Origin of the sequence: Aeromonas sp. 600774 (genome assembly GCF_049175075.1) — a bacterium.
In the GTDB taxonomy this organism is placed as follows: domain Bacteria; phylum Pseudomonadota; class Gammaproteobacteria; order Enterobacterales; family Aeromonadaceae; genus Aeromonas; species Aeromonas veronii_A.
In genome coordinates, this window is sequence record NZ_JAAKUJ010000012.1 from 72297 (window position 1) to 87236 (window position 14940).

17 protein-coding genes are annotated in these 14940 nt (G+C 54.8%); 13 read left to right on the forward strand and 4 right to left on the reverse strand.

Annotation, left to right across the window (positions count from 1 at the left end; translation table 11 throughout):
• Positions 1-36: 36 nt before the first annotated feature.
• Both fmt and def read right to left on the reverse strand, forming a co-directional pair.
• A complete protein-coding gene (gene fmt / locus G5171_RS14180; protein WP_236347849.1) occupies positions 37-981 on the reverse strand; it encodes a methionyl-tRNA formyltransferase in 945 nt (314 codons plus the stop codon).
• Positions 982-993: 12 nt separating this feature from the next.
• Positions 994-1506 carry a peptide deformylase gene (gene def, locus G5171_RS14185; protein ID WP_005341960.1) on the reverse strand — a complete coding sequence of 171 codons (513 nt, stop codon included), beginning with the start codon at positions 1504-1506 and terminating at the stop codon, positions 994-996.
• Positions 1507-1614: 108 nt separating this feature from the next.
• Between def and G5171_RS14190 the strand changes: the two genes are divergently transcribed.
• From G5171_RS14190 to G5171_RS14230, 9 genes are all read left to right on the forward strand, one after another.
• Positions 1615-2706, forward strand: a complete 1092-nt coding sequence (locus tag G5171_RS14190; protein WP_337073272.1) for a LysM peptidoglycan-binding domain-containing protein — start codon at positions 1615-1617, stop codon at positions 2704-2706.
• Position 2707: 1 nt separating this feature from the next.
• Positions 2708-3823, forward strand: a complete 1116-nt coding sequence (gene dprA, locus G5171_RS14195) for a DNA-processing protein DprA (protein WP_421244911.1) — start codon at positions 2708-2710, stop codon at positions 3821-3823.
• Positions 3816-4289, forward strand: a complete 474-nt coding sequence (locus G5171_RS14200; protein WP_005341954.1) for a DUF494 family protein — start codon at positions 3816-3818, stop codon at positions 4287-4289. The genes dprA and G5171_RS14200 overlap by 8 nt, the downstream gene beginning before the upstream one ends.
• Positions 4290-4344: 55 nt before the next feature.
• Positions 4345-4902 (forward strand): type I DNA topoisomerase, encoded by a 558-nt coding sequence (locus G5171_RS14205; protein WP_042054851.1) that lies wholly within the window; start codon positions 4345-4347, stop codon positions 4900-4902.
• A gap of 74 nt (positions 4903-4976) precedes the next feature.
• Positions 4977-5480 (forward strand): 5-(carboxyamino)imidazole ribonucleotide mutase, encoded by a 504-nt coding sequence (gene purE / locus G5171_RS14210; RefSeq protein WP_421250918.1) that lies wholly within the window; start codon positions 4977-4979, stop codon positions 5478-5480.
• Between the two features lie 133 nt (positions 5481-5613).
• On the forward strand, positions 5614-6174 hold the full coding sequence (locus tag G5171_RS14215) for an L-threonylcarbamoyladenylate synthase (protein WP_421250917.1): 561 nt from the start codon (positions 5614-5616) through the stop codon (positions 6172-6174).
• Positions 6175-6286: 112 nt separating this feature from the next.
• Positions 6287-7195, forward strand: a complete 909-nt coding sequence (gene hemF, locus G5171_RS14220; protein WP_216979902.1) for an oxygen-dependent coproporphyrinogen oxidase — start codon at positions 6287-6289, stop codon at positions 7193-7195.
• Between the two features lie 103 nt (positions 7196-7298).
• Positions 7299-8120: a shikimate dehydrogenase gene (gene aroE / locus G5171_RS14225; protein ID WP_421206325.1), complete on the forward strand. Its 822-nt coding sequence runs from the start codon at positions 7299-7301 to the stop codon at positions 8118-8120.
• On the forward strand, positions 8117-8377 hold the full coding sequence (locus tag G5171_RS14230) for a DUF1488 domain-containing protein (RefSeq protein WP_019445781.1): 261 nt from the start codon (positions 8117-8119) through the stop codon (positions 8375-8377). The genes aroE and G5171_RS14230 overlap by 4 nt, the downstream gene beginning before the upstream one ends.
• 776 nt (positions 8378-9153) lie before the next feature.
• Here G5171_RS14230 and yihA read toward each other — a convergent pair.
• On the reverse strand, positions 9154-9810 hold the full coding sequence (yihA, locus tag G5171_RS14235) for a ribosome biogenesis GTP-binding protein YihA/YsxC (protein WP_005339709.1): 657 nt from the start codon (positions 9808-9810) through the stop codon (positions 9154-9156).
• Between the two features lie 142 nt (positions 9811-9952).
• On the opposite strand from yihA, the gene G5171_RS14240 reads away from it, so the two are divergent.
• The 4 genes from G5171_RS14240 (at position 9953) to hemN (ending at position 13851) form a co-directional block, all read left to right on the forward strand.
• Positions 9953-10570: a c-type cytochrome gene (locus G5171_RS14240; protein ID WP_005341942.1), complete on the forward strand. Its 618-nt coding sequence runs from the start codon at positions 9953-9955 to the stop codon at positions 10568-10570.
• Between the two features lie 837 nt (positions 10571-11407).
• Complete coding sequence (yihI, locus tag G5171_RS14245) at positions 11408-11995, forward strand: Der GTPase-activating protein YihI (RefSeq protein WP_337073276.1); 588 nt, start codon at positions 11408-11410, stop codon at positions 11993-11995.
• Between the two features lie 11 nt (positions 11996-12006).
• The gene (locus G5171_RS14250; protein ID WP_337073314.1) at positions 12007-12447 is read left to right on the forward strand and encodes a DUF2489 domain-containing protein; all 441 of its coding nucleotides are present in this window, start codon (positions 12007-12009) and stop codon (positions 12445-12447) included.
• 30 nt (positions 12448-12477) lie between these two features.
• Positions 12478-13851 (forward strand): oxygen-independent coproporphyrinogen III oxidase, encoded by a 1374-nt coding sequence (hemN, locus tag G5171_RS14255; RefSeq protein ID WP_421260344.1) that lies wholly within the window; start codon positions 12478-12480, stop codon positions 13849-13851.
• Positions 13852-14571: 720 nt separating this feature from the next.
• Here the strand turns inward: hemN and G5171_RS14260 are convergent.
• Positions 14572-14940: a CopG family transcriptional regulator gene (locus G5171_RS14260; protein WP_421206330.1), complete on the reverse strand. Its 369-nt coding sequence runs from the start codon at positions 14938-14940 to the stop codon at positions 14572-14574.

Genomic DNA, 14940 nt, shown 5'->3' on the forward strand with positions numbered 1-14940 from the left:
GGGGCCTGGGCCCCGCTTGTGTCAATTCAATCCAGTTCAATTCAATTGCGTGCCGGGTTCAAACCAGTCGCGGCGAGAGTTGAGCAGATCCGAAACAGACATCGCCTTCTTGCCGGGCGGTTGCAGGGTCAGCAGGCGCAGTACCCCTTTGCCGGTAGCGATATCGATCCCCTGCTTGTCGGCCTTGAGCAGGGTGCCGGCGGGTTGGCCGTGGTCGCTGTCAATGACGGCGGCTTGCCATACCTTGACGGTCTGGTCAGCCACTTCAAACCAGCTGATGGGCCAGGGGTTGAACGAGCGGATACAGCGCTCGATGGCAACAGCCTCCATCGACCAGTCGATGCGGGCCTCTTCCTTGGAGAGCTTTTCGGCGTAGTTGGCCAGCGCATCATCTTGCGCCTCGGCAGCGGTTTCACCGGCAGCCATGGCATCGATGGTGTCGACCAGAGCCTGCGGACCCAGCTTGGCCAGCTTGTCATAGAGGCTGGCGGAGGTCTCGTCGGCGGCGATGGGGCAGCTAACCTTGCGGATCATTGCGCCGGTATCCAGCCCCACATCCATCTGCATGATGGTGACGCCGGTTTCGCTATCGCCCGCCCAAATGGAGCGCTGGATCGGTGCCGCGCCACGCCAGCGCGGCAGCAGGGAGCCATGGACGTTGATGCAGCCCAGACGCGGGGTATCGAGTACCGCCTTGGGCAGGATCAGGCCATAGGCCACCACGACCATCAGGTCTGCACCAAGGGCGGCCAGTTCGGCTTGCGCCTCTTCCTTGCGCAGGGTTGCCGGTTGATAGACCGGTAGATTGTGGGCCAGTGCCAGCTCTTTTACCGGACTGGCAGTGAGCTTCTGACCACGGCCAGCGGGCTTGTCCGGCTGGGTATAAACGGCAACGACCTCATGGTCGGAAGACAACAACGCCGCCAGATGACGGGCGGCGAAGTCGGGAGTACCGGCAAAAATCAGTTTCAGCTTATTCAATGGAGCAGATCCTCAGAGGACTTTGCGATCTTCGCGGGCCATCTTTTCCAGCTTCTGGCGAATGCGCTGGCGCTTGAGCGGGGACAGGTAATCCACGAACAACTTGCCCATCAGGTGATCCATCTCGTGCTGGATACAGATGGCGAGCAGGTCGTCCGCTTCCAGTTCAAATGGTTTGCCGTGGCGATCCAGTGCGCGGATCTTGATCTGCTCGGCACGCGGTACCAGAGCACGGCTGCCGGGCACGGAGAGGCAACCCTCTTCAATGCCGGTGCTGCCACACTGGGAGATCACTTCCGGATTGATCAATACCAGAGGATCTTCACGGTTTTCAGAGACATCGATCACTATGATGCGTTGATGAATATCCACCTGCGTTGCGGCCAGGCCAATGCCCTCCTCCGCATACATGGTTTCGAACATATCATCTACAATTTGTTGTAACTCGGGTGTAAAGGTCTCGACAGGGGCTGCGACGGTACGCAGACGCTCATCGGGGAAACGCAATACATCTAGAATGGCCATAGTTTTTTCTTTAGTTTCGTATAAATGCAGTCAATATTGGCGTAATTCTAGTCATTTACGCCAACAAAAAACAGCAACACTTTGCGTGCAGAGGTAACAGGGAGTGTTATGTATCTGAAGCAAACCATCCTCACCTGCCTGATGGTGACTATGAGCCAAGCCGCTCTGGCCGATCAGCTGAGGTTGAAAGCGGGTTATCCCGAAAGCTATGTAGTGCAAAAAGGTGACACCCTGTGGGATATCTCCGGCAAATATCTCTCTGAGCCCTGGCTCTGGCCCCGTCTCTGGAACATCAATCCGCAGATTGCCAATCCTCACTGGATCTACCCCGGTGATGTACTGCATCTGAGCTGGGTCAATGGTGAACCCCGGCTCGGCAAGGCGATGCAGGGTGGCAAGCAAGTCATCCGTCTCGGCCCGAAAACCCGTTACGAGAACAAGGCCAACCCCATTCCGACCCTGCCTATCAGCGAGATCGGCCCCTTCCTGCAAACCGACCATATTCTGGCTGACAGCCAGCAGCAGAAAACCTTGCCCTATCTGCTGGGGTCGGATCAGAAACATATCGGCATGCTGGAGGGGGACACCCTCTATGTGCAGGGCTCCCTGACGCCGGGGCAGGTTTATGGCATTTATCACCCCGGAGTGGTCTACAAGGATCGCGAAACCGGTGAACTGCTGGGCCAGGAGGCGATCTTTGCCGGTGTGGTGCGGGCCGTGGCGCGTCTTGATGGCGATCGGACTGAAGTTACCCTCACTCATAACCAGCGCGAAGTGCTGCAGGGCGACAAGGTGATGCCGCTGCCGGCTCAAGAGAACATGCCCGCCGTCTTCACACCGAAAGCGGCACCTGCCATCACGCCGGGCTATATCATCGATTTGCCGAACAAGACCCGGGGCGGTGGCAAGTTTGATGTGGTGCTGATCAACCGGGGTGGCCGCGATCAGCTAGTCGCCGGGGATGTATTGGATGTCAGACGACCCGGTGCTGCTCTGGTTACCAAGAATGGTGCAGTGCAATACAAGGAGCTTTCCTCTGTCTACGACAAGGTGTTCTACAGCGGTAACCAGAAGGAGTCACTCCCTTCAGAAGCGATTGCCAGGGTTATGTTGTTCAAGGTGTATGACAAGCTGAGTTATGGCCTCATCATGCAAAGCAAGGACATGGTGAGCTCGGGTTATCAGGTCACTCACTTCTGACGTGAACTACCCCGACGGGCGTCTAGCTCTCTGGCTAACCCTCAATGCGGTCATCGGCATCGGTCCGGTGACCGCCGCTCGGCTGCTGGAGCAGATCGGCGGTTCGATTGATGCCCTGTTTCAGAGCGATGAAACACAGCTGCACGGTATGGGGCTGTCGTCAGAGCAGATCAGGCAACTGCGCTGGCCCTCGCCGATTGTTGAGCAGAGTCTGGCTTGGGCCGCGTTACCTGGCAATCTCCTTATTCCGCAAGATCACCCTCTTTATCCGCCCTTGTTGCGTGAAATTCCCGCGGCCCCCCTGTTGCTCTACTGCCGTGGCGATCTTGAAGCGCTGTCGCTACCCCAGCTGGCGATGGTGGGGACACGTCATCCCACCTATGCAGGCAAAGATAACGCGTCCCGTCTCTGTAGCGAACTGGTTAGATGCGGGTTCGCCATCACCTCGGGCCTTGCGCTCGGTATCGATGGTGTTTGCCATCAGCAGACGCTGGCTTGTGGTGGTATCACCCTTGCCGTGTTGGGCTCCGGGCTGGATTGCCTCTACCCCAAACGCCATCAGGGACTGGCAGGTCAGATTCTGGAGAAAGGTGGTTTGCTTATCTCCGAACTGGCGCCGGATAAAGGGCCGCTGGCTGAACATTTTCCTCGTCGCAACCGTATTATCAGTGGTCTGTCGTTGGGAACTCTGGTGGTGGAGGCGACCGAGCAGAGTGGTTCGCTGATCACCGCTCGCTATGCACTGGAGCAGGGGCGCGAAGTGTTTGCGGTACCCGGCGCCCCGCAAAATGGCCAAGCGATAGGATGCAACAGATTAATTCAGCAGGGGGCCAAACTTGTGCTGAGTGTGGCCGATATAGTGGAAGAGCTGCCGGAGTGGGGGGCACGGCTAGATCCGTCGGCCATACCATCTGAGCAACAGCATAATAGCGAATTGCCTTATGCTGATTTGTTGGATAACGTAGATTACGAGACCACGAGCGTGGATACCGTTGCCGAGCGGACCCAGCTTCCTGTCGAAGTGGTATTGGGCAGGTTGGTAGAGCTGGAGTTGGTCGGTGCAGTGATGGCGGTAGCCGGTGGATACGTCAGAGCGAGGAGGGCGAATCATGTTTGATGTATTGATGTACCTTTTCGAGACCTACATCCACAGCGATGCAGATGTGATGGTCGAGCAGAATGAACTTACCGAAGAGTTGAGCCGAGCCGGTTTTGACAAGGAGGAGATCGACAAGGCGCTCGACTGGTTGGAGCGACTGGCCAATCTGCATGATAGCGAGCGGGAGGTCTATGTGGCCGCCAGCGCGCAAGGCTCGATGCGTATCTATGCCCCGCAAGAGCTGGCACGCCTCAGCACCGAGTGCCGCGGGTTCCTGCTCTTTCTGGAACAGGCCCAGGTACTGAATGCCGAAACCCGCGAGATCTGTATCGAGCGTCTGCTCGAGTTGGACAAGCCGGATATCGAGCTGGATGACCTGAAGTGGGTCGTCATGATGGTGCTGTTCAACGTACCGGGCAGTGAAAATGCCTACCAGCAGATGGAAGAGCTGGTGTTTGATGAGTCAGACGGCGTCATTCACTGACAGTCCGGTGCCGCGCTGGTAGAATTCAGGCCATCTGGATTTCAAGGCGCGGCCCATGTCAAAAATCGATCATCACCTCTTTTCAGCCCACGAACATGCCTTCGAGCGCGAGCCGTGCCCGCAGTGCGGGGCCGAGCTGGTGATCCGCCAGGGCAAACATGGCCCCTTTCTCGGCTGTTCTGCCTATCCTGCCTGTGATTACATCCGCTCCCTGACGCCATCCGGCCGCGACATCGAAAAGGTGCTCGAAGGCTCTGCCTGTCCCGATTGCGGACAGCCGCTGGCGATCAAGAAGGGGCGTTACGGTCTGTTTGTCGGCTGCACTCAGTATCCGGCCTGTCAGCACATCGAATCCCTGCAGGAGAGCGATGATACCCAGATCCTCTGCCCCGAGTGCGGCAAGGGTCATCTGGTGAGCCGGACCTCCCGCTACGGCAAGCAATTTTACTCCTGTGATGGCTATCCCCATTGCAAATATGTGGTGAACGACAAGCCGATCCCCATGCCTTGTCCCGCGTGTGGTTGGGGCATCATGGTCGAGAAAAAAGTGAGGGGAACGCTGCGTTGGGTCTGTCCGCAAAAGAAATGCGGCCACCAAAGTGAGCAGGTATAATCCCGCCGCCGCAACCGGATTGAAACGTTTTCGGTGAACTTCAACCCCCCACTTGGAGTAAGGAAATTCCCACCATGAATAAACCCTTTGTTGCCGTATTGATGGGCTCTGATTCTGATTTCCCCGTGATGCAGAGTACTCTCGAGGTGCTCAAGTCATTTGATATCGCAGTGGAAGTCAAAGTCACCTCCGCGCACCGCACGCCGGCTGCGACCCATCAGTATGTGACCAATGCCGAGGCCCGTGGCTGCAAGGTCTTTATCTGTGCTGCCGGTCTGGCTGCGCACCTGGCGGGTGCCGTAGCCGGCATCACGACTCGTCCTGTGATTGGAGTGCCCATCGATGGTGGCCCGCTCAAGGGGCTGGATGCGCTGCTCTCTACCGTGCAGATGCCGGGTGGTGTACCGGTGGCTACAGTGGCGATCGGCAAAGCCGGTGCCAAGAACGCAGGTTATCTGGCAGCCCAGATGCTGGCAGTAGCCGATGATGAACTGGCGGCCAAGGTTCGGGCCGAACGCCAGAAGAATGCCGAAGAGGTGATGGCCAAGGATGCCGCCCTGCAGGCTCAACTCAAGTAAGTGAACGGGTGGCGATCCGGAAGTGTCGTATTTTCTGTGCTACAGCAACACGTCACTTTGCCATGGTCGCCGCCATACGAATTCAACTTGCTACCAAGTGACGAGGCGGCAGCCAGGCTGCCGCATTTTTCCTATGCCAAATGAAATTGAACAGGCGGTTGCCGCCCTCCAGCAGGAAGGGGTGATCGCTTATGCGACCGAGGCCGTGTTTGGTCTGGGTTGTGATCCCGACTCCGAAGTGGCGGTACAGCGATTGCTGGCCATCAAACAGCGTCCGGTAGATAAGGGGTTGATCCTGATTGCTGCCGACGTGGCGCAATTACAGGATTACATCGATCTGAGTCAGCTTAGCGGTGAGCAGTTGGCTCGGGTTGAAGCCAGCTGGCCCGGTCCTTTTACCTGGATCATGCCTGCCCGTGCAACGACGCCGGCCTGGCTGACCGGGCAGTTCGAGACCCTGGCGGTGCGCGTGACGGCTCATCCTCAGGTACAGGCGTTGTGCCGTGCCTTTAGCAAGCCGCTGGTCTCTACCAGCGCCAACCTGACCGGTGAGGAGCCTGCCCGTCGGGTGGCCGATATCGGTGAGCGGCTGGCAAGCAAGTTAGCCTATATCCTGCCCGGTGAAGTGGGTGGTCAAGCCAATCCATCAGAGATCAAGGACGCCCGAACTGGCGCCATTATTCGCCCCTCCTGAGCTGGCGGATACGTCATGATTTGCCATCAATCCGCTGAGCGGTGAGCTCACCGGATTGATTTAACTATAAAAATGGACAGGGCGTTCACGATCCTGCCTGACTGGAGACAAGATGAGCAAACCGGATGTGGCCCAGGTCAAGGCCTTCCTGTTGCAGTTGCAGGACGAGATCTGCCGTGGTCTGGAGCAGGCCGATGGCAGTGGACACTTTGTGGAAGATGCCTGGAGCCGTGAAGGCGGTGGCGGTGGTCGCACCCGTGTGCTGCGCCACGGCGCGGTGATCGAGCAGGGGGGCGTCAACTTCTCCCATGTCTATGGCGATGCCATGCCTGCCTCTGCTACAGCACATCGGCCCGAGTTGGCCGGTCGCAAGTTCGAGGCGATGGGCGTGTCGCTGGTGATCCATCCGCATAACCCCTATGTGCCGACCAGCCACGCCAACGTCCGTTTCTTCATCGCCGAGAAGGAAGGCGAAGAGCCCATTTGGTGGTTTGGCGGTGGCTTCGATTTGACGCCCTTCTATCCGTTTGCCGAGGATGTGCAGCTCTGGCATCAGGTCTCCCGTGATCTCTGCCAGCCGTTCGGTGATGAGATCTACCCCGAGTTCAAATCTTGGTGCGATCGCTACTTCTTCCTCAAGCACCGCAACGAGACACGGGGGGTGGGCGGTCTCTTCTTCGACGATCTGAATCGCTGGCCCTTTGCCGACTGCTTTGCCTTTATGCAGGCGGTAGGTCGGGGTTATCTTGATGCTTACCTGCCGATCATTGAACGACGCAAGGTTCTACCCTATGGCGAGCGGGAGCGGGAGTTCCAGCTCTATCGTCGCGGCCGTTATGTGGAGTTCAATCTGGTGTATGACCGTGGCACCCTGTTCGGGTTGCAGACCGGCGGACGTACCGAGTCGATCCTGATGTCGATGCCACCGCTGGCCCGTTGGGAGTATGACTGGCAGCCGGAGGCGGGCACTCCTGAAGCCTTGCTCTACACCGATTACCTCACGCCGCGAGAGTGGCTGTGACCAGAGGGACCATGATGGTCCCTTTTTACTGGCCGTTATTCGGCTTGTTCCCGAGAGTGAAAACCCGTTAAATCGGAATATTGCCCTCTGATGGAACTCTTTGATGGATCGTTATCTGGTTTTTGGCCACCCTGTGCGCCACAGCAAGTCCCCCTTCATTCACACCCTGTTTGCCAGACAAACCCAGCAAGAGCTGGAGTATGGGCTGGCTGAACCTGCCGTCGACGAGTTTGCCCAAGCCCTGCGCACCTTCTTTGACCAAGGGGGCAAGGGATGCAATGTCACCGTTCCCTTCAAGGAGCAGGCATTCACTCTGGTCGATCGCTTGAGCCCGAGGGCCAAGCGGGCTCAAGCGGTCAATACCATCAAGCTGACCGATGATGGCGTGTTGCTGGGGGATAATACCGATGGCGCCGGTCTGGTCGCCGATCTCAAGTCCCATGGTGTGACGCTGGCGGATAGCCGGATCCTGCTGCTGGGTGCCGGTGGCGCGGCTCGTGGTGCATTGGCGCCGCTGCTGGCTGAGTTGCCGAGCGAGCTGGTGATCGCCAACCGCACCCACACAAAAGCGCAACAGTTGGCTGCCGAATTCTGCGATCTGGGGCCTGTGACTGCCCAGACCTATGAGCAGTTGGCAGGGCCATTCGATCTCGTCATCAATTCGACTTCTGCCAGCCTGCAAGGAGAGCTGCCGCCGTTGGCCCCCACCCTGATCCACACGGATATTGCTATCTACGACATGATGTATGGCGCCTCGGATACGGCGTTTATCAGTTGGGCCAAACAGCATGGGGCCCGTCAAACCATGGATGGACTCGGCATGCTGGTGGAACAGGCCGCCGAAGCGTTTACCGTGTGGCGCGGAATTCGTCCCGGGACTAAACAGGTATTGAGAGAGTTGAAGCGTAACTTGGGGGTGATATGAACCAGGGTATTCTGTTTCCTGACCTGATGGAGTGGCAGGCTGACGAACAGCGGGTGCGTTTTCCTGCCCAGCAGATGGGGGCGTTGATAGATTGTTACATCAGCCAGCGGCGACTGGAGAGAATGACAGGTCTGGCGCTGACGAGAGAGGATGACATCGTCAGAGCCTTCGAAAGTGTGCGTTTTGATATTGAAGATATGGCTGAAAAACTCATTGAAGAACAAGAGTTTGCTGAAGATGGCGCTATCTATCTCTGATTTTTCAAAGTTTTTTTGTTTTGTAGCGGAACTACTTTGAAATGGCGCTGACTAACTAGATAGTTGAGGAAGTGCTAGCTAGTCACCTTTATAACTCCCCGGTATTCGTACTGGGGATTTTTTTATCTGCATGAAAATAAAAGATTTTTTCTTAATCTGTAAGTTGTGAAACTAAATTACATAAATTACTTTCACTTTCTGCTGCTTTGCTGTACAGTTGTCTGCGTAGGGTACAGAGGTAAGATGTTCTATCTTTCAGACCTTTTATTTCACGTAATTGAATGTGGCTGAATAGCTGCCCCGATGAGGTTCTCGTCGGGGTGTTTTTTTATGCGTGTCATTTAGAGTAAATGCTTTAAATTGGCGATGCATTTGATAGAATGAGGCTGCTTCTTGAGGAATACCTGTCGTCTGGTACTCAAGATTCAGCTTCTTCCCAATTTTTTGAATTTATTATTTCAGGCTGGATGGCATCACTGTCGTCCGGCCTCATTTTTATCCCTTTCGGTTAGGCCTTGTAATTAAATTTCATTTTTGTCTATTTTTGTAATTCTGGTTCGTTTTGAAAGAACGAATTTGAAAACGCTCTCAACGTCTTTAGAGGTTAATTCCTTGTGTGAATTAACTGCCTATCTATATGAACTGTAAGCGGTAATGGATATAGCAGGGGAGGCGAATACAGAGTGTTTGTCGTGAGGCAGGTGAAAGCGGCAATCTGAAACCCTTTCAATCAGCGGAGGAGTGCTCCGCCAATTGCAAGGAGAGCGAGGAGTAGATTACTCCTCGGCAGGTTGCTGTTCGTCAGCGTTCAGCAGGTCGGTATCGTCACCACTGACGTACCATTCGGTCAGGGTTTGCGCCAGCTTCTCCACACCGATATTGGTGAGAGAGGAGAATGCTTCGACCTGGATCTGGGAACCGAGGTTGGCAACGGCCTGGCGCACCTTGATTACCTGGTTGTTGCGCGGGCCGGGGCTCAATTTATCAGCCTTGGTAAGCAGCAGCATGACGGGCAACTGACGGTGTGAGCTCCACTCCAGCATGTTCATGTCGGTATCTTTGAGCGGGTGGCGGATGTCCATCAGGATCACCAGACCTTTCAATGACTCACGGCGCTGCAGATACTCTGCCAGTGACTTTTGCCACTTGAGCTTCATTTCCAGCGGAACTTGCGCATAACCATAACCCGGCAAGTCGACCAGACGCTTGCCCGGTTCCAGCTCAAACAGGTTGATCAGCTGGGTACGTCCGGGTGTCTTACTGGTGCGCGCCAGGTTTTTGTGTTTGGTTAAGGTGTTCAATGCAGATGACTTACCAGCGTTGGAACGGCCGGCAAACGCGATCTCGACACCCCCATCATTTGGCAGGTGACGGATGTCGGGTGCGCTGGTCACAAAATGCACCTTATTGAAATTCAGAGTTTGTGTATCCAACGTAAATTCCCCATGGAGATAGAGGGTTATAGAGTTACTTTTTTGTAAAATGGTGTAAAATAGCGTCGCTTAAACGCGTTTATTTTAACATGCCTTCAGCGGCATGGGATCTGGAAGCCTAATAACGAAAAGTTGGAACGCCATGAAGAACCTAGTCATTACTCTTGCTCTGATGGTTGGCGTAACGGGGATGGCACAAGCCAAGGGCGATGCCGCTGCGGGACAGACCAAGGCTGCCGTTTGTGCGGCTTGTCATGGACCGGACGGAAACAGCCTGGTTGATATGTACCCCAAAATTGCTGGTCAGCACGCATCATATATCAAAAAGCAGTTAGTTGAACTGAAGGCTGCCGCTTCTGGTCAAATTGGCCGGGTTGCGCCAGTGATGGGGCCGATGGCGTTACCTTTGTCGGAACAGGACATGGATGACCTGGCGGCTTACTTCTCCGGTCTAAAGGTTACCCCTATCGCGGTCCCTGACGACGTGGTCGAAGCGGGCAAGGCACTCTATATGGGCGGTGACATGAGTCGCGGTCTGGCTGCCTGTACGGCTTGCCATGGTCCCCGTGGCTCAGGTGTCGAGCAGGCGAAGTATCCAAGCCTGTCCGGCCAACATCCTGCCTATATCAAGGCCCAGCTCACCGCATTCCGTGCCGGGACACGTGACAACGATCCGAATGGCATGATGCGGGACGTTGCCAAGAAACTGACTGATCAGGATATCGAAGCCCTCTCCAAATATGTAGCGGGTCTGCACTGATATAGTCGATACGGTCTATTCGAGTTGAAACGGGGAGCCTTTGCTCCCCGTTGTTTTTATGGTTTTCAGATAATTCTCGGTTTAATCCCCCCGTTCTGTAAGAGATCTCCCATTCTCAAGGCAGGCCAAGGCTCATAAAATTGCATAAAATATTAAATATCCATTATTTATCAATTGATTATGTGAATATTGATATTTTTCGAGATGTTGAGAATCTTTTGGGTGGATTGAGCTGTTTTATAGAGTTGATACAGTAGACTTAATGGATTCACCCACGGATTGGGTGGTGGTTTCACAACAGGGTGTTGTGAGCAGAGGATGGCAGGCGTGGCGGGATGCCATGGGCTCGTATGAGCTGGCAAAGGATTGAAGGATCAGGATGGTGACCATCTCCGGAGCGGGATGGGGTTGCGGGATGCAGGCTCCCCAGCACGATGGCAGGATGCGGTCGAGACGGGTCAAACAGGCACACGCACATTCAGGAACGACCAATATAAGGTCAGGATGACCACACAACGATATGCTGCGGCGACAAGTTGTCACGGAGAGGACGAAACAGACTGTTTTGCCATTCAGGATGGCGCACGCATGAACATATCAAGGCAGCTTCGGCTGCCTTTTTTCTTTTGGGTCATTAACCCGATTAGCCATTCTGTGTCAAAATACCAGCAACATGCCCAGAGGATACCGATCCTGCGGTGTTCAGTGGCCTGATCGGGCCGGATTGGTGCGGGATCCTGCTCTTGTTCCAGCCTTACTGTTCCTCGCATCGTATCCCACCGGGTGAGATCATCCCGGGTACGGGTCAAACCAGTTATTTTTCGGAGTTAGCCATTCATGTCTGCTAAACAACCCACTCGCAAGCCTACTGGCAAGCGCAAAGAATCTGATGTCAGTGCTCAGGAAGGCCGTGAGCGTAAACGGGCTGCCAAGCGCAAGGGCCTGAAGGCTGGTTCTCGTCAGCAAGTTGAACAGCCGAAGAACAAGTCTGGCAACAGCCAGTCCAAAGATCCGCGTATCGGTTCCCGCAAGCCGGTAGCACTGGTGGTAGATGACAAACAGAAGAAGACGGCAGCACCCAAGGCGGTGAAAGAGAAGAAGCTGGTGATGACGCCCGAGCAGGAGCTGGCTTCCATCGAAAACGATGACCGCTTGAATGATCTGCTGGATCGTCTTGATGCCGGTGAAACCCTGGAAGTGGCCGAGCAGGCCTGGGTTGATCAGCGCGTCGACCGTTATCAGGAGCTGATGGATGAGCTGGGCATCATCGACAACGACGATGATGAAGATGACGAGCTGCCGTTTGATGATGGCGATGACGCCGAGTTCGACGAGCAGAAACCAGCTTCCGAAGAGGAGCTGTGGGACCGTTTCAACCAGGTCGATTTCAAGCCGGAACCCAAGCCTGAGCCGAAGAAAAAGTGATGAGTAGATGGATGCTGGCCGCCCTGTTGGGCGGCCTGATTTTGTCAGGATTGGCCATCTATGCAGGCATGCTGCTGGCCAGACTGAGGCGACAGCAAGCGATGCAGTGGCAGGCGATAACTGCTCGCAACGAGCGAATTCTTGATAGCGTGCGGGTCATTGCCCATGCGGTGCAGGAGGGGCAGTGTGATTACTCAGAAGGTGCTATTCGGCTGACCAATCTGCTCGATGCGTTGCAGATCAAGGGCGGACGGAGATTTGCTACCGAATTTCCGGGTCTCTACGGACTGTACGAGAAGGTGAAAGATATGCCGACTCACGAGGCAAGACGAGCACTCAAACGCAATGAAGTGATGAAGATGGATCTCGAACGCAGCGGCTACGAGGCCGAGCTGGAGGCACAGATCCTCAAGGATGTAGCCCAACTGAAGGATTTTCAGTTAGGCCGATGAGCCAACAATAACAATAGAGAGGAAGCGAACGTGCAAGCAGAACAGATTGTGTGGGATCAGGCTCTGATCGAAAAATATAACTACAGTGGTCCGCGATACACCTCGTATCCCACCGCGCTGGAGTTTAACGAGAGCTTCGGCTATGCGGACTTTGTCCGTGCAGCTGGTCAGTATCCCGAGCGCAACCTGTCGCTCTACGTGCATATCCCTTTCTGCCATAAGCTCTGCTACTACTGCGGCTGCAACAAGGTCATTACCCGCCATCAGCACAAGGCTGACGAGTACGTCGACTATCTGGAACAGGAGATCCAGGCGCAGGCTCCGCTCTTCAAGCAGCGGCTTGTCACCCAACTGCATTGGGGTGGTGGTACGCCCACCTATCTGGATGCAGCGCAAACACGCCGACTGATGGCCATGCTGCGTGAGCACTTCCATTTCGCCGAAGAGGGAGAGTTTAGCATCGAGGTCGATCCGCGTGAGATTGCCATTACCATGCTGGATGTGCTGAGAGAAGTCGGCTTCAACCGCATCAGCCTTGGTGTGCAAGATTTCAACAAGGATGTGCAGGTCGCGGTCAACCGTGAGCAAGACAACGACTTTATTAAAGCCATGTTGGAACGGGCCCGTGAGCTTGGCTTCCGCTCGACTAACCTCGACCTTATCTATGGCCTGCCACATCAAGATCGTGCCAGTTTCCACCATACGCTGGAAGAGGTGCTCAAGACGGATCCGGCGCGCCTTTCCATCTTCAACTATGCCCACTTGCCGAGCCGCTTTGCCGCCCAGCGCAAGCTGAAAGAAGACGACATGCCTGCTCCGCAGGAGAAGCTGGCCATGCTGCAGGACACCATCGCCTTCCTCACCGATCAGGGTTACCAGTTTATCGGGATGGATCATTTTGCCAAACCCGATGACGAGCTGGCGGTGGCGCAGCGCGAGGGCAAGCTGCACCGCAACTTCCAGGGCTATACCACTCAAGGTGATTGCGATCTGCTGGGATTGGGGGTCTCCTCCATCAGCATGATCGGTGATGCCTACTCCCAGAATCAGAAAGAGCTCAAGGCCTACTACGCACAGGTTTCAGAGCTGGGTCATGCCCAGTGGAAAGGCTGCTCGCTCAATCAGGATGACCTGATCCGCCGTGAGGTGATCAAGCGGCTTATCTGCGATTTTCGTTTGAATTTTGCTTCGGTCGAGCAGGCGCACGGGCTCAATTTCAGAGAGTATTTTGCTGACGATCTCAAACTGCTGCAGACCTTCATCAACGATGGACTGGTGCGCATGACGGAGGATGGTCTGGAGGTATCCTCCACAGGACAGCTGCTGATCCGTAATATTTGCATGTGTTTCGATGTCTATCTGCGCAACAAGGCACGCCAGCAGCAGTTCTCTCGCGTGATTTAAGCTTGTTTGCTGATCAAAAAATAGAGAAGGGCGCCATCGTGGTGCCCTTTTCATATCGACTGGTGCTTAAACAGCGGGCCGAGAAGGTTCTGGCAAGAAGGCGCTGGGCTGAGGTAAGCGATGGGGATGTGAAACTCAGATAAAAAGATGGGGGCGACTTTCGTCGCCCCCGGTAGTCGTATCGCTCAGATCCTTGAACGAAGTTGCTCCCTGCAATCCCTGACTGTTTACCTCTTCCTTTAGGTTTCCCCTTCCCAATCCTTTGGGGTGTCCTTTAGCCATCTTGGCCTGACGAGTCATCCTGTCCCGTCGCACTTTCTCCGTCCTGGGAGGTGTCCTTTACCACATCCTGTGGTGAGTCCATTTGCCCAACCCTGGCAGCCAGTCTTCCTGACCGACTTCATTGCGTCCGTGCATGAGTAACTATAAGGATTTTCTAACGGGCTACAACGCCAGATTGGAAAACGTTTTTGTTATTAACGCTTTCGAAAACGGTGTGTTTCTATTTATTCATTTATAAACATGGAGTTAAGTTATTCGCCTTCATGTTTTAAGATCCTATCTTCCGATTATCTCGAGGATCTTTTAGGCTTTTGGCTTACATGTGGAATGGCGGATCTCTTACACGGAATTTTGGTTACTTTGGAAACAGATTCTGTGCTCTGATGGTGATCATCCAATGTGGGTGTGATGGCAGGAAAAGAGCAGTTAATGGGGTATTTATAGGTGCTGGTTGAGGCGCTCATAGATGGTCTGGCGCTCTTCAGGGGTGAGCGAAGAGAAGTAGTGGGTAAAGAGACGCAGTAGCAGGGACTTGTTCATGCCGTCTTGTTGGGTCAGATTACCCAGCTCATCGATGGCCACTGTACTCATGGAGAAGGTGGCTTTTTTGTAGCTGGGCTTCAGATGCTCACCACTCTCGATAAAGGCCAGTGCCGACAAGGCTTCATCCCTATGCAGAGTCAACTCAAGGCTGACCACCTTGGGTTTACCCTTGGCGTAGAACTCCGCATCTTCGATAAACTCGTCAACAGTGAACTTTTTCTGGTGATGCAACTGGTGCTTTTTCTTAAGATCGGCCAGACCCAT